Genomic DNA, 21,298 nt, shown 5'->3' with positions numbered 1-21,298 from the left:
ATTCACAGACTGCCGTGCCGATGAACGATACCCGTCCCGATCCCGACCGACTGCTGGAAAGCCTGTCACGCGACAGCGAACGCGCCGCCCGTGGCAAGCTGAAAATCTTCTTCGGCGCCTGCGCCGGCGTCGGCAAGACCTACGCGATGCTGTCCGCCGCGCGCGAACAGCTGCAGGCCGGCGCCAACGTGCTGATCGGCGTGGCCGAGACCCATGGCCGGGTCGAGACCGCCGCGCTGCTCGACGGGTTGCCGATCCTGCCGGCGCGCGCAGTCGAGTACCGCGGACGGACACTGGCCGAGTTCGACCTCGATGCGGCGCTGGCGGCAAAGCCGGCGCTGATCATCGTCGACGAACTCGCCCACAGCAACGTCGCCGGCAGCCGGCACCCGAAGCGCTGGCAGGATATCGAAGCGCTGCTGGCCGCCGGCATCGACGTCTATACCGCGCTCAATGTCCAGCATCTGGAAAGCCTGAACGACGTCGTCGGCCGCATCACCGGCATCCGCGTGGCGGAAACCGTGCCGGACCGGGTGTTCGACGCGGCCGAGGACGTCATCCTGTGCGACCTGCCGCCGGACGAACTGCTGAACCGGCTCAAGGCCGGCAAGGTCTATCTGGCCGGCCAGGCCGAACGCGCGGCCGGGCACTTTTTCCGCAAGGGCAATCTGCTGGCGCTGCGCGAGCTGGCACTGCGGCGGACGGCGGCGCGGGTCGATGCCGAAATGCGTGCCTGGCGCGCTGACCGCGATATCCGGCCGGTGTGGCCGGCGGTGCCGAGGCTGCTGGCCTGTGTCGGACCGGATGGCGGCGAGCAGGTGGTGCGGGCGACGGCGCGGCTGGCCGAATCGCTGCGCGCCGACTGGCTGGCGGTCTATGTGGAAACGCCGCAACTGGCGCGCGCCAGCGCCGAGGTGCGCGGCCGTGCGCTGTCGGCGTTGCAACTGGCGGCCGAACTCGGCGCCGAAACCGTATCGCTGGCCGGCGACGACATCGCGGCCGCGCTGCAGGAATGTGCCAGCCGGCACAATGCCGGCACCGTAGTGCTGGGTGCCGGCAGCCGGCGCCGGGGCTGGGCCGGCCTGCGCCCCCGGCTGGCCGAATCGCTGGCCCGGCTGGCGCCGGGGCTGGAACTGCACCAGATCGCGCTCGATGTGCCGCGGGCGCCGATCCGCTCGCGCCAGCCGCGCCGCACCGACTGGCGCGGCTATGCGTGGACGGTTGCCATCGGCGTACTGACCACCGCGCTGACTGCCTTGCTGCTGACGGTGTTCGACCTTGCCAACGTGGTGATGGTCTATCTGGTGGCGGTGGTCGGCATCGCCTATCGCTGGGGCCGTGGCCCCGGTGCACTGGCCGCCTTGCTGGCCGTTGGCGGACTGGATTTCTTCTTTGTGCCGCCGCGCTTTTCGTTCACGGTGGCCGACGGCCAGTATCTGTTCACCTTTGTGCTGATGCTGGCGGTGGCACTGGGGATTGGCCAGCTGGCGGCGCGGTTGCGCTTTGCCGCCGATGTGGCCCGGGCGCGCGAACGGCGCGCCTATGCACTGGCGGCGCTGGCGCGCGAGTTGTCGGCGGCACTGACGCTGGACCAGGTGGTCGAGTGCCTGCCCCGGCATCTGGACAGTGCGCTGGGCGCAGTCAGCGTGCTGCTGCTGCCGGACAGCCATGAGCGGGTACGGGCGGCGACCAGCGACGGGCAGGGCGGCGACTGGGTGCCGGACAGCGCGGTCGCGCAGTGGGTTTACGACAGCGGCCAGGCCGCCGGCGCCGGTACCCGGACGCTGTCGGCCGCCACGGCGCGCTACCTGCCGCTGAAAGCGCCGATGCGCATTCGCGGCGTGCTCGGCCTGCGCCCGGCCGATCTGGCGCGGCTGGACGAGCCGGAAACGGTGCAGTGGCTGGAAGCGTCGGCAGCGCAGATCGCACTGGCCATCGAACGGATCCACTATGTGGAAGTGGCGCAGGACGTGCTGGTGAAAATGGAATCCGAGCGTTTGCGCCATGCATTGCTGGCCAGCGTGTCGCACGATCTGCGCACCCCGCTGACGGCGCTGGTCGGGCTGGCGGAAACCGCGGCCAATCCGGCCCAGCCGGCGGCGACGCGCGATGGCCTGGCCAGTGCCGTGCATCACGAGGCGAAACGGCTGGCGGCGCTGGTCGACAATCTGCTGGCGCTGGCGCGGCTGCAGGCCGGCGGTGTCCGCCTGAACCGCGAATGGCAGGCCGTGGAAGAGGTGGTCGGCAGCGCCCTGCGTGCCAGTGCGGCCAGCCTCGGCGGCCACCGGGTCGAAACCCGGCTGCCGGCCGAACTGCCGCTGGTGCAGTTCGATGCGGTCATGATCGAACGCGTACTGTGCAACCTGCTCGACAATGCCGCCAAGTACACGCCGGCCGGCAGCCGGGTCCGGCTGTTCGCCCGGGTCGACGGTCACTATCTGGTGGTTGGCGTCGAGGACGACGGTCCCGGGTTGCCGGACGGTGACCCCGAGCGGCTGTTCGATACCTTTGCCCGTGGCGAGCGCGAATCGGCCACGCCGGGCGCCGGCCTCGGGCTGGCGCTGGCGCGCAGCATCATCGACGCGCATGGCGGTAAGATGCAGGCCGAATCCCTGACGGGGGGCGGCGCGCGGCTGAGCTTTACGCTGCCGCTGACCACACCGCCTGACATTGACGCAGCCGAGTCCGACGCATGAATACCGAACCCCGCATCCTGATCATCGAGGACGATCCGCCCATCCGCCGCTTTCTGCGTGCGGCACTGGAGGCCGAGCACTTTGTCGTGTTCGAGGCCGACGGTGGCCAGCGTGGCCTGATCGAGGCCGGGACCCGGCAGCCGGACCTGGTGGTGCTCGACCTCGGCCTGCCCGATCTGGACGGCATCGAGGTGCTGACCGACCTGCGCGGCTGGTCGGCGGTGCCGGTCATCGTGCTGTCGGCGCGCGAACGGGAAGAGGACAAGGTTGCCGCGCTGGATGCCGGTGCGGACGACTATCTGGTCAAGCCGTTCGGCGTGCCCGAGCTGCTGGCGCGGGTGAGGGCGCAACTGCGGCGCGGCACGCGTCTGGCCGATGACGGCGACAGCATCTGCCGCTTCGGCGATATCAGTGTCGACCTCGCCGCGCGCGCGGTCAGCCGCAACGGCGAGCCGGTCCGGCTGACGCAGATCGAATACCGGCTGCTGGCAACGCTGATCAAGGCCCACGGCAGGGTGCTGACCCATCGCCAGTTGCTGCTCGATACCTGGGGCCCCGGCTACGCCGACCGGCCGCACTATCTGCGCATCTACATGGGCCATCTGCGGCAGAAGCTGGAGGCCGATCCGGCCCAGCCGCGCCACCTGCTGACCGAGACAGGGGTCGGCTACCGGCTGTTGCTGTGAGGGACGTGAGCCCTCAGCCCGGATGAAATGGGGATTCTGGTGCCGGTGCCGTTACCACCGCGCACAGGCAGCAGAAACCATGGACGAGCGAAGCGGGATTCGCTTGCCGCAGCGAGACAGGGCGAGCACCGGAATCGAACAGGGGGCTGCCGTGTCTGGCGCCCCCTGGTGTTTGCCGGGCATGGAATGGCGCCACGGTGTTCCGGGCGCCGATGGGGGTAGCCTCAACCGGCCAGCCACGTCCCCGGATGGCCTTCGAGCCAGGTGCGGATGGCGCGCGCGTCGTTGGTGCGTGCGGCCGAACCGCCGGCGTCGAGGAATACCATGATCAGCGGCGTGGTGCCGACCATGGCGTGCATGACCAGGCAACGGCCCGCTTCCTGGATGTAGCCGGTCTTGGACAGCCCGATCTGCCATTCGCCCTCGCGCACCAGCGCATTGCTGTTCTTGTAGTGCGTGAGGCGGGTTTTCACGTAGACGTCATGTTCCTGCGTGGTGGTGAACTGGCGGATCAGCGGATAGCGGTAGGCCGCCGCCACCATCTTGGCCAGGTCCTGCGCGGTGGACACATTGCCGCTGTTCAGCCCGGTCGGGTCGTAGAAGCGGGTATGGGTCATGCCGAGCTGGCGCGCCTTCTGGTTCATGCGGGACACGAAGATGCCGGTGCCGCCGGGCAGGGCCGAGCGGGCCAGCACGTGGGCGGCGCGGTTCTCGCTGGACATCAGCGCCAGCAGCAGCATTTCGCGGCGGGTCAGCGTGGTGCCGACCGGCAGGCGGGACGTGGTGCGCTTGAGCCGGTCGACCTCGTCGTCGCTGATGGTCAGCGCGGCGTCCAGATCCGGATTGCTGTCCAGGGCGACCATGGCGGTCATCAGTTTGGTGATCGAGGCGATGGACGACAATTTGTCGGCATTCTTGCTGAATACCGGAACGCCGGTCTGTGCATTGATGATCAGCACGGCGTTGGAGTGCAGCACGGGAGCCGACTCCAGGCTGTCCAGCGACGCGACGCGCAGTTGCTCGGCGGCGGCGGGCAGCATCGGACTGAGCGCCAGCACGGCGGCGGTCAATCCGGAAATGAGAAAGCGGGGCAGCATTTATTGTTTCCTCCCTCGAGAGCCTGTCGCATGCGATGCGTCCGCCGCCCGGCAGACGGCATCGTCAAAGGCCGTAAGGGTTTCCCTGGTTGGCGAAGGCTCCGATTTTAAACGCAAGCACAGGTGGTTCCGAATCGAAAAATTGTAAATTCCGGGTCGGGCTCGCCGCGAGGGGCGGCATACGCCTACAATTTCCTTCTTATTCTTTGATTCATAGGCGATCACATGGCCGATGTCGTCACCTTTCCGGGCTCCCCGTACCAGTTGCACCAGCCGTTTCCGCCGGCCGGCGACCAGCCGGCCGCGATTGAAAAGCTGATCGACGGGCTGGACGACGGGCTGGCCTACCAGACGCTGCTTGGCGTAACCGGTTCGGGCAAGACCTACACCATGGCCAACGTCATCGCCCGCACCGGCAGGCCGGCCATTGTCATGGCGCCGAACAAGACGCTGGCCGCGCAGCTGTATGCCGAAATGCGCGAGTTCTTTCCCGAGAATGCCATCGAGTATTTCGTCAGTTACTACGACTATTACCAGCCGGAAGCGTATGTGCCGAGCCGCGACCTTTTCATCGAAAAGGATTCGCAGATCAACGAGCATATCGAACAGATGCGGCTGTCGGCGACCAAGGCGCTGCTGGAGCGGCCGGACTGTATCATCGTGGCGACAGTCAGCGCGATCTACGGTATCGGCGACCCGTCCGACTACCACAAGATGATCCTGCATCTGAAGGAAGGCGACCGCTGCCCGCAGCGCGACATCATCGCCCGCCTCGCCGTGATGCAGTACGATCGCAACGAGGTCGATTTCACCCGTGGCACCTTCCGCGTGCGCGGCGACATCATCGACGTGTTCCCGGCCGAAAGTGCCGAGCTGGCGCTGCGTATCGGCCTGTTCGACGACGAGGTCGAGACGCTGCAGCTGTTCGACCCGCTGACCGGGCGCATCCACAGCCGGGTCGGCCGCTTTACCGTGTTCCCGTCCAGCCACTACGTGACACCGCGCGAGACCGTGCTGCGCGCGTGCGAAACCATCAAGGAAGAGCTGACCGAGCGGCGCAGCCGCTTCGAGCGCGAGGGCAAGCTGGTCGAGGCGCAGCGCATCGAGCAGCGCACCCGCTTCGACCTGGAAATGCTGTACGAGATGGGCTTCTGCAAGGGCATCGAGAACTACTCGCGCCACTTCTCCGGCAAGCTGCCGGGCGAGGCGCCGCCGACGCTGATCGACTATCTGCCGGAAAACGCGCTGATGATCATCGACGAAAGCCACGTGACCGTGCCGCAGGTCGGCGGCATGTATCGCGGCGACCGGGCGCGCAAGGAAAACCTGGTCGACTACGGCTTCCGCCTGCCTTCCGCGCTCGACAACCGGCCGCTGAAGTTCGAGGAATTCGAGCAACTGATGCCGCAGACCATCTTCGTGTCGGCCACGCCGGGTCCGTACGAGGCCGACCATGCCGGGCAGGTGGTCGAACAGGTGGTGCGGCCGACCGGGCTGGTCGACCCGCTGATCAGCGTGCGGCCGGTGGCGACCCAGGTTGACGACCTGATGAGCGAAATCACCCTGCGCGTGGCCAAGGGCGAGCGGGTGCTGGTGACCACGCTGACCAAGCGCATGTCGGAACAACTGGCCGATTACTACACCGAACACGGGATCAAGGTGCGCTACCTGCACTCGGACATCGACACCGTGGAGCGGGTGGAGATCATCCGCGACCTGCGTCTCGGCGTGTTCGACGTGCTGGTCGGCATCAACCTGCTGCGCGAGGGGCTGGATATCCCGGAAGTCAGCCTTGTCGCCATCCTCGACGCCGACAAGGAAGGCTTCCTGCGCAGCGAGCGGTCGCTGATCCAGACCATCGGCCGCGCGGCGCGCAACCTGCACGGCCTCGCCATTCTGTATGCGGACCGGATCACGCCGTCGATGGAGCGCGCGATCGGCGAGACCGACCGCCGCCGCACCAAACAGACGGCGTTCAACCTGGCCAACGGCATCGTGCCGCGCGGGGTGCAGAAGCGCATCAAGGACATTATCGACGGCGTCTATCACAATGACCCGAAGGCGAAGGCCGCGCCGAAGCTGCATGACGAAAAGCAGCTGGCCAAGCTGATCAAGACCACCGAGAAAGACATGATGGCAGCGGCCCGCGACCTGCGGTTCGAGGAAGCAGCCCGTCTGCGCGATACCCTGCGTTCACTGAAGGAGCAGTTGTTTGTCGACGAAGAATGAGCGGGCAGGCGACGCCTGCCGCATCCGCCAGGTCGAGGCGCGGGATCTCGACCGTTGCTACCGGATCGAGACCGAATCCTATGAGGGCGACGAAGCCGCCACCCGCGACAAGATCCGCATCCGCATCGAGACCTTTCCGCAGGCCTTCCTGGTGGCCGAGATGGACGGCGAGGTCGCCGGCTTCATCAACGCCGGTGCGGCCGACGTGGTGGAAATGGAGGACGAGGCGTTCAAGGAACTGGTCGGCCACGACCCGGACGGCGCCCATCTGGTGATCCTGTCCGTGGTCGTTCATCCGGACTGGCAGGGCAGAGGGCTGGCCGGCGCCCTGATGCGCGCCTTTGTCGAACGCGCACGGCAGTGGCGCAAGACCTCGATCCAGCTGATGTGCCGCGAGCGGCACGTGCCGTTGTACGAAAAACTCGGCTATGCGTATGTGCGACCGTCGCCGTCGTTGCATGGCGGCATGGCGTGGCACGAGATGCAATTGCTGCTGTAGCGATCCCGTGCCGGCGCCCGGTGCTAGTCCAGCGTGACGATTTTGCCCGGGTTCATCAGGTTTTGCGGGTCGAAGGCGCGTTTCAGCGCGCGCATCATGTCCAGCGCGTCCTCGCCATGCTCGGCACGCATGAAGTCCATCTTGTGCAGGCCGACGCCGTGCTCGCCGGTGCAGGTGCCGTCCATGTCCAGCGCACGGCGCACGATGCGGGCATTCACGGCTTCGGCGCGTTCGCGCGATTGCGGGTCGGCGGGGTCGACCAGCAGCAGCACGTGGAAATTGCCGTCGCCGACATGGCCGAGCACGGTGGCCAGGATGCCGGACGCGTCGATATCGGCACAGGTGGCAGTCACGCATTCGGCCAGCCGGGAAATCGGTACGCAGACATCGGTGGTCACGCAGGTCGAGCCCGGCTGCAGCTGCAGCGAGGCAAAATAGGCCTTGTGCCGCGCCGCCCACAGCCGGCTGCGGTCTTCCTGGCGGCTGGCCCACTCGAAATCGGTGCCGCCAAACTCGTGTGCGATGGCCTGCACGGTCTCCGCCTGCTCGGCCACACCGGCCTCGCTGCCGTGGAACTCGAACAGCAGCGTCGGCGCCTCGCGCAGCGACAGCTTCGAGTAGGCGTTGACCGCACGGACGGCCTGGATATCCATGAACTCGACCCGTGCGACCGGAATCCCGTACTGGATGGTGCGGATCACGGTATTCACGGCGTCGGCGACGCTGTCGAAGGTGGCGACCGCCGCCGATACCGCCATCGGCTGCGGATGCAGGCGCACGGTGATTTCCGTCATGACGCCCAGCGTGCCTTCCGAGCCGACGAAGGCCCGGGTCAGGTCATAGCCGGCCGACGATTTGCGCGCCCGCGTCCCGGTATGGATGACCTTGCCGGCGGCGGTGACCACGGTCAGCGCCAGCACGTTCTCGCGCATGGTGCCGTAGCGAACGGCATTGGTGCCGGACGCGCGGGTGGCGCTCATGCCGCCCAGGCTGGCGTTGGCGCCGGGGTCGATCGGAAAGAACAGCCCGCTGTGGCGCAGCGCGTCGTTCAGCGCCTCGCGGGTCACGCCGGCCTCGACCGTGGCGGTCAGGTCGTCGGCGTCGATGGCGATGATGCGGGTCATGCGCGACAGGTCGAGGCTGAGCCCGCCCCGGATGGCGAGCAGATGGCCCTCGATCGACGAGCCGGCGCCATACGGGATGACCGGCACGCGGTGGCGGGCGCAAACCTGCACGATGCGGGCGACCTCGTCGGTACTGTCGGCGAAGGCGACCGCGTCGGGCGGCATGGCCGGGTAGGGGGATTCGTCGCGGCCATGCTGGTCGCAGACGCTGCGGGTGGTGGACAGGCGGTCGCCAAGCAGCGACGACAGCTCGGCCAGTGCGGCGGCAGGAATCATTGCAGTTTCTTCTCCCGGGATCCGTTCCGGATCGGTTGCAGTCGGTTTTTATGCAAAAAAGACTACGCCCCCCTCCGGCTTTTTGCAGCATCCCTTTATGAGTTGTCCGGCAACCTAAGATAGAATCCGCTACCTATGAGCTATCAAGTCCTTGCCCGCAAGTGGCGTCCGAAACGCTTTGCCGATCTGGTCGGCCAGGAGCACGTCGTGCGTGCGCTTGGCAATGCGCTGGCCGGCGAACGCCTGCACCACGCCTATCTGCTGACCGGCACGCGCGGGGTCGGCAAGACCACCATCGCCCGCATTCTGGCCAAGAGCCTGAACTGCGAACGCGGCGTTGGCGCCGAGCCGTGCGGCGAATGCGCGGCCTGTCGCCAGATCGACGCCGGCCGCTTCGTCGACCTGCTCGAAATCGACGCGGCCAGCAATACCGGCATCGACAACATCCGCGAAGTCATCGAGAACGCCCAGTACACGCCGACCGCCGGCCGCTACAAGGTGTACATCATCGACGAAGTGCACATGCTGTCGAAGTCGGCGTTCAACGCCATGCTGAAGACGCTGGAAGAACCGCCGGCGCACGTCAAATTCATTCTGGCCACCACCGACCCGCAAAAGGTGCCGGTGACGGTGCTGTCGCGCTGCCTGCAGTTCAGCCTGCGCAACATGACACCGCCGCAGGTGTCCGGCCACCTGGCCCATGTGCTCGAAACCGAGCAGGTGCCGTACGAGCCCGGCGCGCTGACGCTGCTCGGCCGGGCGGCCAATGGCTCGATGCGCGACGCGCTGTCGCTGCTCGACCAGGCGATCGCCTATGGCCTTGGCGAAGTGCAGGAAGCCGGCGTGCGCGCCATGCTCGGGGCCGTTGACCGCCGCTACCTGTTCGCGCTGATCGCGGCGCTGGCCGATGCCGATGGCGCGGCCCTGCTGGCCGAAGCCAGCGAACTGGCGCAGCGCGGCGTCGGTTTCGATGCCGCGCTGGAAGAACTCGCCTGCCTGTTCTACCAGATCTCGCTGGCGCAGACCGTACCGCAGGCACTGGCCGAGGACGACCCCGACCACGAGGCGCTGCTGGCACTGGCGCAGACCCTGGCGGCGGAAGACGTCCAGCTGTATTACCAGATTGCCACCCAGGGCCGTCGCGACCTGCCGCTGGCACCGGACGAGCAGCTCGGCTTCAACATGACGCTGCTGCGCATGCTGGCCTTCCACCCGGCGCATGCGCCGGTGGCCGAAGCCGCTGCCCCGGCCAGTCCGGCACCCGCCGCTGCCGCGCGTCCTGCCGTCGAACGGCCGTCCTCCCCGCCGCCTGCGGGCGGCACCGGTCCGGCTGCGGCGCGTGCCGCACTGGAAAAATTCCTCAAGCGCGGACCGGCGACCCCGCCACCCGCGCCGGCGACCCGGGTCGCGCCGCGCCCGGCTGCGCCAACGCCACCACCCGACGACACGCCACCGCCTGAACCCGAGCCGGTACCGGCGCCCGAGCTTGTGGCGAAACCGCCGCCTGTACCGGAAGCGGCTGTCGTGCCGCCCTGGGACGACGCACCGGTCGCCGATGCCGTAGCCGATCAGCCGACGCCGGTCGTCGAGGCGCCGTCGCCGGTCGAGCCGGCCGCAGTGGCCGACGACGGTGCGCAGCCCGACGGGCTGACCGTGGCCGAGGCCGAAGCGCACGACGACATGTTTGGCGAACCGCCCGCCGCCGTTGCCGCGGAACCTGCTCCGGAACCGGAAGCGGCGGTACTGCCGCCTGCCGCCGACGCTGGCGTGCCGGCCGTAGCGCCGGTTATCGCGCCGGTCGGCGCCGATTCGCCGCTGTCGTTCGACGGCGACTGGATTGCGCTGGTCGACCAGTTGAAGGAAGGACTGGGCGCGAAGGCGCGCATGCTGGCGCAGAACGCCGAGTGCGCCGGGCTGGACGGTACCCGCTTTGCCTTGCGCGTGCCGTCTGCCCACCGCTTCGTGTCCGGACACGATTACCAGCAGCAACTGGCCAGCGCGCTGGCCGATCACTTCTGCCAGCCGGTGCAGATCGATGTCGAGATCGGCGAAGTGGCTGGCGAAACCCATCTGATGCAGCGTGCACGGGTGCAGGGCGAAAAACTTGCCGCCGCGCGCGCCGCCATCGATAGCGACCCGAAAGTGGCCGAGCTGATGCGGGAATTCAACGCCACGCTCGTGCCCGAATCCATTCAACCGATTGAGGAGTAAGCCATGTTCGGCAAGAACGGTATTGCAGGCCTGATGAAGCAGGCGCAGCAAATGCAGGAAAACATGAAGAAGGCCCAGGACGAGCTGGCCACCATCGAGGTGGAAGGCCAGTCCGGCGCCGGCATGGTCAAGATCACCATGACCTGCAACCACGACGTCAAGCGCGTGCAGATCGACGACAGCGTGATGGACGACAAGGAAATGCTGGAAGACCTGGTCGCTGCCGCCGTCAATGACGCGAACCGTCGCATTGACACCACCACCCAGGAAAAAATGGGCGGCTTCTCGCAAGGCCTGAATCTGCCGGCAGGGATGAAGCTGCCGTTCTGAGTGATCCGGCTGCCCGGAGGGCGCGCGATGGATGACTGTCTTCAGGGCCGCTGCCTGTGCGGCGCGGTTCGCTACCAGTGTCACGGCCAGCCGCTGAAGGCAGGCTATTGCTACTGTCGCACCTGCCAGCGGGCGACCGGGGCGCCGGTGTATTTCGGCGTCTCGTTCCCGCGCGAGGCGGTGAGCGTGGACGGGCAGACTGCCCGTTACCGCTCATCGGCACGTGCGTGGCGGCATTTCTGTCCGACCTGCGGTTCGAGCCTGTTCTTCGAGCCGCTCGACGGCGACTATTTCGAAGTCAGCGTTGCCACGCTGGACCATCCGGAAGCCATTGCGGCGCAGGTCCATGTGTGGACCGCCAGCGCCATTCCCGGTTTCCATATCGACGATGCCCTGCCGCGCAGCCTGCACGGCGAGCTCGACGACTGACCCCCCGACTGCATGAAAAATCCTCCCTCGCTCGATTCGCTGATCACCGCGCTGCGTGTCCTGCCCGGTGTCGGCCCGAAGTCGGCGCAGCGCATGGCCTATCACCTGATGCAGCGCGACACCGCCGGCGCCGACCGGCTTGCCCGCGCCATCGACCATGCGCGCAGCCATCTGAAGCACTGCGCCCGCTGCAATACCTTCAGCGAAAGCGAGCTGTGCGGAGTCTGTGCCGATCCGCAGCGGCGCCAGGACCTGCTGTGCATCGTCGAGATGCCGGCTGATGAAATGATGATTGAACAGACCCGCAGCTACGACGGCCTGTACTTCGTGCTGATGGGGCGGGTATCGCCGCTGGACGGCCTGACCGCGCGCGACCTGCCGCTGGAACAGCTGGCGCGGCGGGCGCTGGACGGCACGGTATCGGAAGTGGTGCTGGCGACCAATTTCACCGCCGAGGGCGAGGCGACAGCGCATGTGCTGCACACCTTGCTGAAGGATCGCGGGCTGACGCTGACGCGCATTGCCCGTGGCCTGCCGGTCGGCGGCGAGCTTGAATACGTCGATCCCGGCACGCTCGCACAGGCACTGTACGAGCGGCGCGGGATCAAGGATTAAAGCGCCAGCTTGCCGCTGAGCATGGCGACGACCGCCGTCACCGCCAGCACCAGTACCACACCGGCTGCCAGTTGCTCGCCCCGGTTGGCGAACACCGGTTCGCCGCGTTCACGCCGCGCCCACAGGAAGAACAGCAGCCCCGGTGCATACAGGATCATCGACAGCAGCAGGAACTTCAGCCCGGCGGCATAGATCAGCCATACCCCGTAAGCCGAGCCCAGCGCGGTCAGACCGATACGGGCGGTGGACGGCTGCGGCGCGTGCATGGCCTGTTGCAGCGAGAAGCCCGCACACAGCAGATACGGGATCAGCGCCATCGACGTGGCCAGCTGGATCAGTGCGTTGTAGCCGGACGCATTCAGATAGGCGATCAGCAGCAGACCGGAAACCAGTACATTGGTCAGCCACAGTGCCGGTGCCGGCGTACCGCGGGCGTTGACGCGACCGAACAGCGACGGCGCAGTATTGCGCTCGCCCCGGCTGGCCAGGTACAGCATTTCCGCCGCCAGCATGGTCCAGGCCAGCAGGGCGCCAGCCACCGAGACGATCAGGCCGATATTGATCAGCGCCGCGCCCCACGGTCCGACGGCCGCTGCCAGCACCTGCGCCATCGACGGATTCTTCATCGCCGCCAGTTCATGCTGCGGCACGATGCCCAGCGACAGCACCGACACGCAGACCAGCAACAGCATGGTGATGATGAAACCGAGGAAGGTTGCCCGGCTGACGTCGACCATATTGCGCGCCCGGGACGCATAGACCGTGGCGCTCTCGATGCCGAGGAACACCCACACCGTATACAGCATGGTGTTCTTCACCTGGTCGGTCACGCTGCCCAGTGCCGCGCTGCCCCAGAAATCGATGCGGAACACATCGACGCGGAACATCAGGGCGGCACAGACAATGAACAGGCCGATCGGCACGATCTTGGCCACCGTGACCACGAAGTTGGTCAGCGCCGCGCTCTGCACACCGCGCAGCACGAAGGAGTGGACCAGCCACAGCACGGCCAGTTCGCACAGCAGGGCCGGCAGCGTGGTGCCGTCGCCGAAGAAGCTCAGCGCGGCGAACGAGCCGAGTGCGCTGAACATGACCACCAGATAGCCGGTACTGCCGATCCAGGCCGAAATCCAGTAGCCCCAGGCGGCATTGAAGCCCAGATAGCGGCCGAAACCCTCGCGCGCATAGCCATAGACCCCGTCGTCGATATCCGGACGCGATGTCGACAGCCACTGGAAGATCCGCGTCAGCGTCAGCATGCCGACGAAGGTGATGGCCCAGGCAATCAGGATGGCGCCAGCGCCAGCCCCTTCGGCCATGTTCTGCGGCAGGCTGAATATGCCGCTGCCGATAATGCCGCCCACCACCAGCGCCGTCAGTGCGGGCAGGCCGAGTCGTGTTGCGTTTGTCATTGTGCGCTCCACCGAAAAGGCCCGGGATTGCCCGGGCCGGTTTGCTCACCCGCCTGCATCATGCAGGACGGATGAGCGAAGCGGGGTCTGCCCGCCACTGCAGGGGCGGGCGGAGCCGGAAGGCAGCGGAGAAACTGCCTGCCAGCCCCGCACCCCGTCGGACAGGCACCGTTGCCCCCCGGCTACCGGTGCCCGCCGGACATGCCGGTTCAGAAGCGCAGCGACATGCAGCTCACCCCGCCGTCCACCTTGCGGTATTCGGACGTGTCGACTTCGATCACCTGGTAGCCGAGTTTGGCGATCTTGTCGCGGGTGACCGGGTAGCCGGAAGGCATGATCACGCGTTCGTTGACCCAGATGCAGTTGGCTGCATACGACTCTTCTTCCGGAATCTCGATGATGTTGAACGACTGGAATTCCGGCTTGGTGATGAACTCGCCGCAGGCCAGCAGATTGTTGTGCTCCAGATAGGCGAGGCCGGTCTTCAGGTGCAGCACTTTTTCCAGTTTCACCACCGAACCGGTCATGCCGTGGCGTTCGAGGATGGCGATCATCTGCCGGGCGCCTTCGGCATTGGTCCGTGCCGACTGGCCGATATAGAAGTGGCTGCCGACCATCATGATGTCGCCGGCTTCGACCGTGCCCGGTGCCGTGATGCGCTCGACCTTGCCCGGATAGAAGCGTTCGATGGTCTCGACGATGATCTCGGTTTCCTCACGCCGGGTTTCGGCGCCCGGGCGGGTGATGATGGCGCAATGCGGTGTGCACAGTACCGGGTCTTCGACAAAGACCGAGTCCGGAAAGCGTTCATCCGCCGGCAGCAGCGTGATGTCCACCTCGCAGGTTTGCAGCGCCCGGATATAGGCATTGTGCTGTTCGAGCGCCTTTTCATAGATCGGCTTGCCCAGATGGCTGGAGCTCAGTCCGTCGACCAGCGCGCGGCAGGGAGTGCGGGCAATGATGTGCTTGAACATGGTGGAGTCCTTTCCGTTTGGTAATCGGGAGTGTCTGCCTGTTACTTAGCAAGGTGCGTGCCTGGTTTTCTGGAATTTCAGACGCTGAAAAATGGAAAATGCGGTGTTTTTCGCTGTTTTTTGCCATATTCAGGCTGGCCGAAGCAGGTAAAATGGGATCGTTTGTCGAGAAATGGACGAATGTCCATATTTCGACGGTCCTGCGACTCAGACAGAACAAGGGATTGTGATGACAACCGACGACCACGCGACATTCCGTGTTGCCGAATCGCTGCAATGGCTGGTTGACTGCGTCCGGACCGGTCTGGACGGGCTTGATCAGCCGGTCACCATCGTCGATACCCAGGGCCGCTTCGTTTACTACAACCACGCCAGTGCCCTGCTGGACGGCACCGACCCGCAGCAGATGATCGGTTGCCATGTACTGGAGATCACGCCGTGGCTGGATGCCGATGACAGCACGCTGCTGCGCTGCCTGCGCGAGCGGGTGCCGCTGGTCGATGCCTATCAGGCCTACCACGGCGCCGGCGGGCAACCGGTCCATTACCTGCACCGTGCCTTCCCGCTGCTGGATCGCGACGGTGAGCTGATCGGCGCGATGGAAGTCGGCCGTACGGTATCGGAAATGCCGAGTGACGGCGCGGCGCGGCATACCCCGCCACCGGACATCCTGACCCGTGACCCGGCCATGCAGCGGCAACTGGCGGCGCTGGACATCTTCGCCGTGACCGACCTGCCGTTGCTGATCCATGGCGAGACCGGAACCGGCAAGGAACTGTTTGCGCGGCGCGCGCATGCGATGAGCCGCCGCAGCGCGCGGCCGATGATCAGCCTGAACTGCGCCGCCATTCCGGAAACCCTGCTGGAAAGCACGCTGTTCGGCACCACGCGTGGCGCGTTTACCGGTGCGGAAAACCGCAAGGGCATGTTCGCCCTGGCTGATGGCGGCACCCTGTTCCTGGACGAAATCAACTCGATGCCGCAGTCGCTGCAGAGCAAGCTGTTGCGCGTGCTGCAGGACGGCAGTTATCTGCCGCTGGGCAGCCAGCTGGCCCAGCATGCCAATGTGCGGCTGATTGCAGCGCTGAACCAGCGACCGCGCGAGGCGATCGCCGATGGCCGCCTGCGCGAGGACCTGTACTACCGGCTCAATGTCGGCTGCCTGCATATTCCGCCGCTGCGCGAGCGCCGTGACGACATCGCGCTGCTGGCACACGCCTTCGTCCGCCGCGATGCGGCCGAACTGAACCCGAACGTGACCGCGCTGGGCGATGCGGCGCTGGCGCAGCTGCAGCGGCTGCCATGGCCCGGCAATGTCCGTGAGCTGGAAAACGCCATCCGCCGCAGCCTGCTGCTGCATGGCGGGCAGGGGGCAGTGCTGGAGCGGATCTCGCTGCCGGACGACGGCGAGTCGCCGGCACTGCCGCCGGTCCTGCCGGTCGACGGCGACCTGCACCACCGGCTGGAGGAGGCCGAACGACAGTGGATCGCCCAGGCGCTGGCGACGCATGGCGGCAATGCGGCCCGGGCGGCAGCGGCGCTGGGACTGCCGCGCACTACCCTGATCGGGCGCATGCAGCGGCTGGGGCTGCAGGCCTGACGGAGAGGGTTTTATCCTGCGGCCAGATCCGGCGCTGCGATGACAAAAAGGTAATTCCGTCCCGGATTTGCTCAGAACGACCGGCGCCGGTTCGGGGGTGGAACAGCAGGACCAGCCGGCGGCGGTCCAGTTCGCCACCGATCTTGGCGTCGGCAAGACCTTGCTCAACAACGGCATCATTGATGCCTCATTGATGGTCGAGGACACCAACTACGGCATCCGGGTCACCCGGAATCTGGCCGGCACCCTGACCAATGCCGGCGCTATCCGCGCGGGGTCGGCCAATCAGACGGGGCAATGGGCCAAGGCCTACGGCATTTACATCGATGGCGATCTTTCCGGCACGCTGACCAAGAACCGGAACATGTCTGCCAGTGCGGCCAATAGCGCCGGACAAGGTCTGGCCGTTGCCGACGGCATCTACAGCGTCACGATTTCCGGCCAGCTGGTCAACAATGGCCTGATTACCGGCACGGCCACCAACAGCGGCAACAATGGCGACATCCGGGTGCGGGGCATCGAGGCCGAGACCATTTCCACGGGGGGCAGCCTGCTCAACGCCAGCGGTGGTGTCATCAACGTCTTTGCCGCCGGGGAGACCGGCGGGTTTGCCTCCCTAACGCCGGCACCATCGACCTGGGGCTGAAAGATACCGGCTATGTCGCCGGCAACTTTACCCAGACCGGGACCGGCGTGCTGCGCATTGCCGCCCAGAGCAGCCTGACCGGCGGTTACAGCCAGCTGGCCGTGGACGGTGTCGTCAGCTTCGCCGGCAGCACCGATGTCGACGTCAAGACCGCCAACACCCTCGCCGTCGGCCAGAAGCTCGTCGGCGTGGTCACGGCCGGAGCCGGCCTCAGTGGCAACTTCAGCAAAGTCACTGACAACAGCGCCCTGTTCGACTTCAGGAGCCTGGCCATCAACAGCGGGGAAGGCGGCCGCATCGACCTCGAGATCGTCAAGAGCCAGAGCACCAGCGCCAGCCAGGCCGCCATCAGCAATGGCAACAGCCCGGCCCCGGGGGCTGCCCGGGTCTTTGACCGCCTGATCGCTGGCGGCAATGCCGGCGGTGACATGGGGACCGTGATCACCGCACTGGGCCAGCTCGGCAGCGAGCGCGAAGTATCGAACGCCGTCAGCCAGACCCTGCCGCTGCTGACCGCTGGCGCATCCCAGGCGACCAGCGGCGCGCTGCACGGCACCAACCGCGTGGTGCAGGCGCGTCAGGAAGGCCAGCACGGCCGCTCGTCCGGCGACGAGTTCTTTACCGACCGCCGGGTCTGGGCCAGGCCGCTCGGCAGCTGGGCCGATCAGGCCGACAGCAACGGTGCCAGCGGCTACACGGCCAGAACCTACGGCATGGTGGTCGGGGCCGACACCGGGCTGAACGAAGCCAGCCGTCTTGGCGTGGCGGTGGCCCATACCCTGGCGCTGGGCGAGCGCACCTCGTTCACCCCGTCGCTGCGCGCCGACTACGCGGTGATCCGCGACCAGGGCTACCGCGAAACCGGCGCCGATGCGCTGAACCTGAACGTGGACAGCAACCGGGCCGAGGAACTGATCGTCGGCGTGGACGGCAAGCTGTCGCAGATACTGAACGAGCGCACGACGCTGGTGGCGAACATCGGCGCCGGTTACGATTTCCTCGGCAAGCAGTCGAGCATTGTCGCCGCCTTTGCCGGCACGCCGTCGGCCGCGTTCACGACCAAGGGCATCGAGCCGAGCAAGTGGCTGGGTCGCGGCGGGCTGGGGCTGGTGAACAGGGTCAACGACACGCTGGAACTGTCGGCACGCTACGACATCGAGTTCCGCGAGGGCTTCACCAACCAGACCGCTTCGGTCAAGGCGCGCTGGATGTTCTGAGTCCGGCTTCCCGCTTCATCAGCAACAGAAAAGCCACGGGCGAAAACCCGTGGCTTTTTGTCGGGTGCGAGGCTGCGCTAGCCTGCGCGCGAGCCGTTCGGCAGGGGGTGTTCGGGCTGGGCCAGCGCCGGTTTGGCGACGCCATCGGCAAAGCCGATGTCGAACACCATGCCTTCCGACACCACGCCGGACAGTTTGCGCGGTGCGAGATTGACCACGAACAGCGCCTGCTTGCCGACAATCTCCTGCGGATCGCGTTCCTGCTTCATGCCGGACAGGATGGTGCGCTGGAAATCGCCGAAGTCGACGGTCAGTTGCACCAGCTTGTCGCTGCGCGGCACATCGTCGACGGCAAGAATCTGGCCGAGACGGATATCGAGTTTGTCCAGATCGTCCAGGGTGACGACCGGTTTGACGGGAGCGCTCATGAGGTGTCCTTGCATGGGCGTGCTCGCCGGGACACGCGTCAGCGCTTGCGTTCCCGGATGACCACGCCGATTTCATAACGTTCGCCATCCGTGTGCCGGTAGCAGTGCCGGACCTCGGTCTCGGCGACGAATGGCGTGGCGCGGTAGGCGCCGATATCGGCTGGCAGCATGGTGACCTCCAGCCGCTCCGCATGCTGGGGCACGAAGTCAGCCAGAAAGACCATGCCCTCGACCGACAGATGCGTACATTCGCCCTGGTGGGTCTTGTTGGTAATCAGCGAGCGGACTTCCAGCTGATGACGCATTTTTATCCAGCGTGCGGTCATGGGCCCCAGTCTGCCCCGCGCGGGCAATTTTTGTAAGCCCCGGGTCATCGATGGCTCGGGAAACAGTCGTGGGAAAAAGTCCGGAATCCGGGGTTGGGCCAAGCGGGGAGCAGGGTTTCTTTCCTTCTTTATCCTGCCTGGCAAGCCGTAAAAAATCAGTTTTTTCCGTATGAAATTAAAGATTCGTCGCGATGTCAGTGCCAGCCTGGCCGCGTAGCGTACGGGCTCCTGCGACCTCCTTGCCCGCGATGACATGTCGTTCCTTCTCCGCCGCCTCGTGACCACCAGCCTGGCCCTGGGGCTGGCGCAACTGCCGCCCGTCAGCCTTGCCGACACCCCGGATCAGGAACTGATTCGTCAGCAGGAACGGGAAAAGGCGCAGCGTGAACGGCTGGAGGCCCTCCCCGCGCTGCGCCTGCCGCCCCCGGAAACGGGAGGAGGGGCCGACTGGCCGGCGGACGAAACCCCGTGCTTTCCCATTCACACCGTCCGCCTCGACGGCGAACAGGCCGAACGCTTCCGGCGGGCACTGGCGGCCATCGGCGATCCTGCTGGTCGCTGCCTCGGCGCGCTGGGCATCGCTGCCGCCGCCCGCCGGGTACAGCAGGCGATCGCGAGCGACGGCTATGTCACCACCCGGGTGCTGGTCGGTGCCCAGCATCTGGATACGGGAATCCTGACACTGACCGTGCTGCCCGGCCGCCTGCGCGCCATCCGCGACGAGACCGCTTCCCGCCTGCGCCCGGCGCATCGCAATGCGATTCCGGTCCGCCCCGGAGACCTGCTGAACCTGCGCGATATCGAGCAGGGGCTGGAAAACCTCAAGCGCGTACCGTCGACCGAAGCCGCGCTGCGCATCGAGCCGGCCGAGCAACCCGGCATCAGCGACCTGGTACTCGGCGGCAACGAGGCCTTTCCGTACCGGCTGACCCTGTCCGCCGACGATGGCGGCTCGCGCTCGACCGGCCGCTACCAGGGCACGGTGACGCTGTCGATCGACAATCTGCTGACCCTCAGCGACCTGTTCTATTTCAGCACCGGCCGCAGCCTCGGCGGCGACGGCGGGCCGCGCCACGGTACGCGCAACAGTGCGGTCCATTATTCCCTGCCTTTCGGTTACTGGTTGCTCGGTGCCAATGCCAGCGACTACGACTATTTCCAGACCGTGGCCAGCCCGGTTCCCGGCCGGGTGTACCGTGGCAACAGCCGCAACGCCCAGCTCAGCCTGTCCCGGGTGCTGTTGCGCAGCGCCGAACGCAAGACCACCCTGGCATTGCGCGGCTGGCGACGGCAGTCGAGCAACCACGTCGACGACAACGCGATGGCATCGCAACGCCGCCGCACCGCGGGCTGGGAACTGTCACTGGGCCAGCGGGTGCATCTGGCCGGCAGCCTGCTGGAAGGCACACTGACCTGGCGGCGCGGCACGGGCGCGTTCAATGCCTTGCCGGCACCGGGGCAGAGGCTGGGCGAGGAGGATGCGCGCGGCGGTTTCCTGCGCGCCGACCTTGGCCTGACCCTGCCGTTTTCGTGGCCGGGACAACGCTGGCGCTATGCCGGCACGCTGCGCGGGCAGTGGAGCGATGTCGCGCTGACGCCGCAGGACCGTTTTGCCATTGGCGGGCGCTACAGCGTGCGTGGCTTCGATGGCGAACTGTCGCTGACCGGCGAGCGGGGCTGGCTGATCCGCAACGAGCTTGGCCTGAGCCCCGGCGGCGGCAGCCAGGAGCTCTATCTCGGTCTCGACCATGGCCGCGTCGGCGGCCCGTCCGCCCGGCGGCTGCTGGGCCGGGAACTGAGCGGTGCGGTCATCGGCTGGCGCGGTGGCAGCAGCCGGCTGAACTGGGACCTGTTCGCCGGCTGGCCGCTGCGCAAGCCGACCGGGTTCCGGACCGCCAGCACCACGGGCGGTTTCAGCATCAACAGCAGTTTCTGAGCCGGATAAATCGTCTTTCTCTGAGTCTCTTCACAGTAAAAACCAGCAAATAATCAGCGGCTTCCCGTTTCAACTCGGGAATCCGGCAGATGGCATGCGCGCCTGTGCCGCGTAGCGTGACGGAGTCCAACCCGTCCCGCGCCGTCACCATGCCCCTCGTCCGCCGCTGCGTGCCGTCCCTGCTGCTTCCGCTGCTGTTCCTGCTGGCTGCCGGCGCCGGCGCGGACGGCATCGTCGCCGATCCGGGGGCCGCGAGCACGCAGCAGCCGGTGGTGCAGCGCACCGCCAGCGGCCTGCCGCAGGTCGACATCCAGACCCCCAACGCCGCTGGCGTTTCGCACAACCATTACCGCCAGTTCGACGTCGGCCCGCGCGGCGCCATCCTCAACAACGCCCGCCACGATGTGCAGACCGAGCTTGGCGGCTGGGTGCGCAGCAATCCGGCCCTGGCCAACGGCAGTGCCAGGCTGATCATCAACGAGGTCAACAGCAGCCAGCCCAGCCTGCTGCGCGGCCTGCTGGAAGTGGCCGGTCCGCGCGCCGACGTCATCGTCGCCAACCCGTCCG

Annotated in this window: 19 protein-coding genes; 13 read left to right on the top strand and 6 right to left on the bottom strand. The window is 66.7% G+C overall.

Annotated elements, in window-relative coordinates:
• The first annotated feature begins 20 nt into the window (after window positions 1-20).
• Both ACYVG8_RS00325 and kdpE read left to right on the top strand, forming a co-directional pair.
• Window positions 21-2,696 (top strand): DUF4118 domain-containing protein, encoded by a 2,676-nt coding sequence (locus ACYVG8_RS00325; RefSeq protein ID WP_460744881.1) that lies wholly within the window; start codon window positions 21-23, stop codon window positions 2,694-2,696.
• Window positions 2,693-3,382: a two-component system response regulator KdpE gene (kdpE, locus tag ACYVG8_RS00320; RefSeq protein WP_112692114.1), complete on the top strand. Its 690-nt coding sequence runs from the start codon at window positions 2,693-2,695 to the stop codon at window positions 3,380-3,382. Before ACYVG8_RS00325 ends, kdpE begins: the two co-directional genes overlap by 4 nt.
• 224 nt (window positions 3,383-3,606) lie before the next feature.
• Here the strand turns inward: kdpE and ACYVG8_RS00315 are convergent, their stop codons facing one another.
• On the bottom strand, window positions 3,607-4,479 hold the full coding sequence (locus ACYVG8_RS00315; protein WP_107889463.1) for a D-alanyl-D-alanine carboxypeptidase family protein: 873 nt from the start codon (window positions 4,477-4,479) through the stop codon (window positions 3,607-3,609).
• A gap of 225 nt (window positions 4,480-4,704) precedes the next feature.
• Here ACYVG8_RS00315 and uvrB point away from each other — a divergent pair, with 225 nt between their 5' ends.
• Both uvrB and ACYVG8_RS00305 read left to right on the top strand, forming a co-directional pair.
• Window positions 4,705-6,708, top strand: a complete 2,004-nt coding sequence (gene uvrB, locus ACYVG8_RS00310) for an excinuclease ABC subunit UvrB (RefSeq protein WP_028497801.1) — start codon at window positions 4,705-4,707, stop codon at window positions 6,706-6,708.
• Entirely contained in the window at window positions 6,692-7,207 is a 516-nt protein-coding gene (locus tag ACYVG8_RS00305) for a GNAT family N-acetyltransferase (RefSeq protein WP_211249582.1), read from the top strand. Before uvrB ends, ACYVG8_RS00305 begins: the two co-directional genes overlap by 17 nt.
• 23 nt (window positions 7,208-7,230) lie before the next feature.
• On the opposite strand, the gene ACYVG8_RS00300 is transcribed toward ACYVG8_RS00305, so the two are convergent.
• Entirely contained in the window at window positions 7,231-8,607 is a 1,377-nt protein-coding gene (locus ACYVG8_RS00300; protein ID WP_036384717.1) for an FAD-binding oxidoreductase, read from the bottom strand.
• Between the two features lie 135 nt (window positions 8,608-8,742).
• On the opposite strand from ACYVG8_RS00300, the gene dnaX reads away from it, so the two are divergent.
• The 4 genes from dnaX to recR are packed head-to-tail and all read left to right on the top strand — an operon-like array spanning window position 8,743 to window position 12,192.
• A complete protein-coding gene (dnaX, locus tag ACYVG8_RS00295; RefSeq protein ID WP_460744880.1) occupies window positions 8,743-10,818 on the top strand; it encodes a DNA polymerase III subunit gamma/tau in 2,076 nt (691 codons plus the stop codon).
• 3 nt (window positions 10,819-10,821) lie between these two features.
• Window positions 10,822-11,148, top strand: a complete 327-nt coding sequence (locus ACYVG8_RS00290; RefSeq protein WP_028497805.1) for a YbaB/EbfC family nucleoid-associated protein — start codon at window positions 10,822-10,824, stop codon at window positions 11,146-11,148.
• Window positions 11,149-11,175: 27 nt separating this feature from the next.
• Entirely contained in the window at window positions 11,176-11,577 is a 402-nt protein-coding gene (locus ACYVG8_RS00285; RefSeq protein ID WP_028497806.1) for a GFA family protein, read from the top strand.
• A 12-nt stretch (window positions 11,578-11,589) separates the two neighbouring features.
• Entirely contained in the window at window positions 11,590-12,192 is a 603-nt protein-coding gene (gene recR, locus ACYVG8_RS00280) for a recombination mediator RecR (RefSeq protein ID WP_028497807.1), read from the top strand.
• On the opposite strand, the gene ACYVG8_RS00275 is transcribed toward recR, so the two are convergent.
• Both ACYVG8_RS00275 and ddaH read right to left on the bottom strand, forming a co-directional pair.
• Window positions 12,189-13,604, bottom strand: a complete 1,416-nt coding sequence (locus ACYVG8_RS00275) for a basic amino acid/polyamine antiporter (RefSeq protein ID WP_036384720.1) — start codon at window positions 13,602-13,604, stop codon at window positions 12,189-12,191. The two genes, recR and ACYVG8_RS00275, sit on opposite strands and share 4 nt — an antisense overlap.
• Window positions 13,605-13,813: 209 nt before the next feature.
• Window positions 13,814-14,578, bottom strand: a complete 765-nt coding sequence (gene ddaH, locus ACYVG8_RS00270) for a dimethylargininase (RefSeq protein WP_028497809.1) — start codon at window positions 14,576-14,578, stop codon at window positions 13,814-13,816.
• Between the two features lie 229 nt (window positions 14,579-14,807).
• Between ddaH and ACYVG8_RS00265 the strand changes: the two genes are divergently transcribed.
• The 3 genes from ACYVG8_RS00265 to ACYVG8_RS00255 all read left to right on the top strand — a co-directional run bounded on the left by ACYVG8_RS00265 (window position 14,808) and on the right by ACYVG8_RS00255 (window position 18,041).
• Entirely contained in the window at window positions 14,808-16,178 is a 1,371-nt protein-coding gene (locus ACYVG8_RS00265) for a sigma-54 interaction domain-containing protein (protein WP_112692111.1), read from the top strand.
• Between the two features lie 67 nt (window positions 16,179-16,245).
• Window positions 16,246-16,824 (top strand): hypothetical protein, encoded by a 579-nt coding sequence (locus ACYVG8_RS00260; RefSeq protein WP_146745014.1) that lies wholly within the window; start codon window positions 16,246-16,248, stop codon window positions 16,822-16,824.
• Window positions 16,809-18,041: an autotransporter outer membrane beta-barrel domain-containing protein gene (locus ACYVG8_RS00255; RefSeq protein WP_460744953.1), complete on the top strand. Its 1,233-nt coding sequence runs from the start codon at window positions 16,809-16,811 to the stop codon at window positions 18,039-18,041. Before ACYVG8_RS00260 ends, ACYVG8_RS00255 begins: the two co-directional genes overlap by 16 nt.
• Window positions 18,042-18,118: 77 nt before the next feature.
• Here the strand turns inward: ACYVG8_RS00255 and ACYVG8_RS00250 are convergent, their stop codons facing one another.
• The gene (locus ACYVG8_RS00250; protein WP_028497813.1) at window positions 18,119-18,469 is read right to left on the bottom strand and encodes a tRNA-binding protein; all 351 of its coding nucleotides are present in this window, start codon (window positions 18,467-18,469) and stop codon (window positions 18,119-18,121) included.
• A gap of 38 nt (window positions 18,470-18,507) precedes the next feature.
• Window positions 18,508-18,774, bottom strand: coding sequence for a hypothetical protein (locus ACYVG8_RS00245; protein ID WP_028497814.1), 267 nt, complete (start codon window positions 18,772-18,774; stop codon window positions 18,508-18,510).
• Window positions 18,775-19,048: 274 nt separating this feature from the next.
• Between ACYVG8_RS00245 and ACYVG8_RS00240 the strand changes: the two genes are divergently transcribed.
• Window positions 19,049-20,731: a ShlB/FhaC/HecB family hemolysin secretion/activation protein gene (locus ACYVG8_RS00240; protein WP_460744879.1), complete on the top strand. Its 1,683-nt coding sequence runs from the start codon at window positions 19,049-19,051 to the stop codon at window positions 20,729-20,731.
• Window positions 20,732-20,880: 149 nt separating this feature from the next.
• Window positions 20,881-21,298, top strand: a 418-nt coding sequence (locus ACYVG8_RS00235; protein WP_460744878.1) for a two-partner secretion domain-containing protein, incomplete at its 3' end; no start/stop codon positions are given.

This window comes from Microvirgula curvata (assembly GCF_054781615.1).
This window is presented reverse-complemented; position numbering and strand designations above follow the sequence as displayed.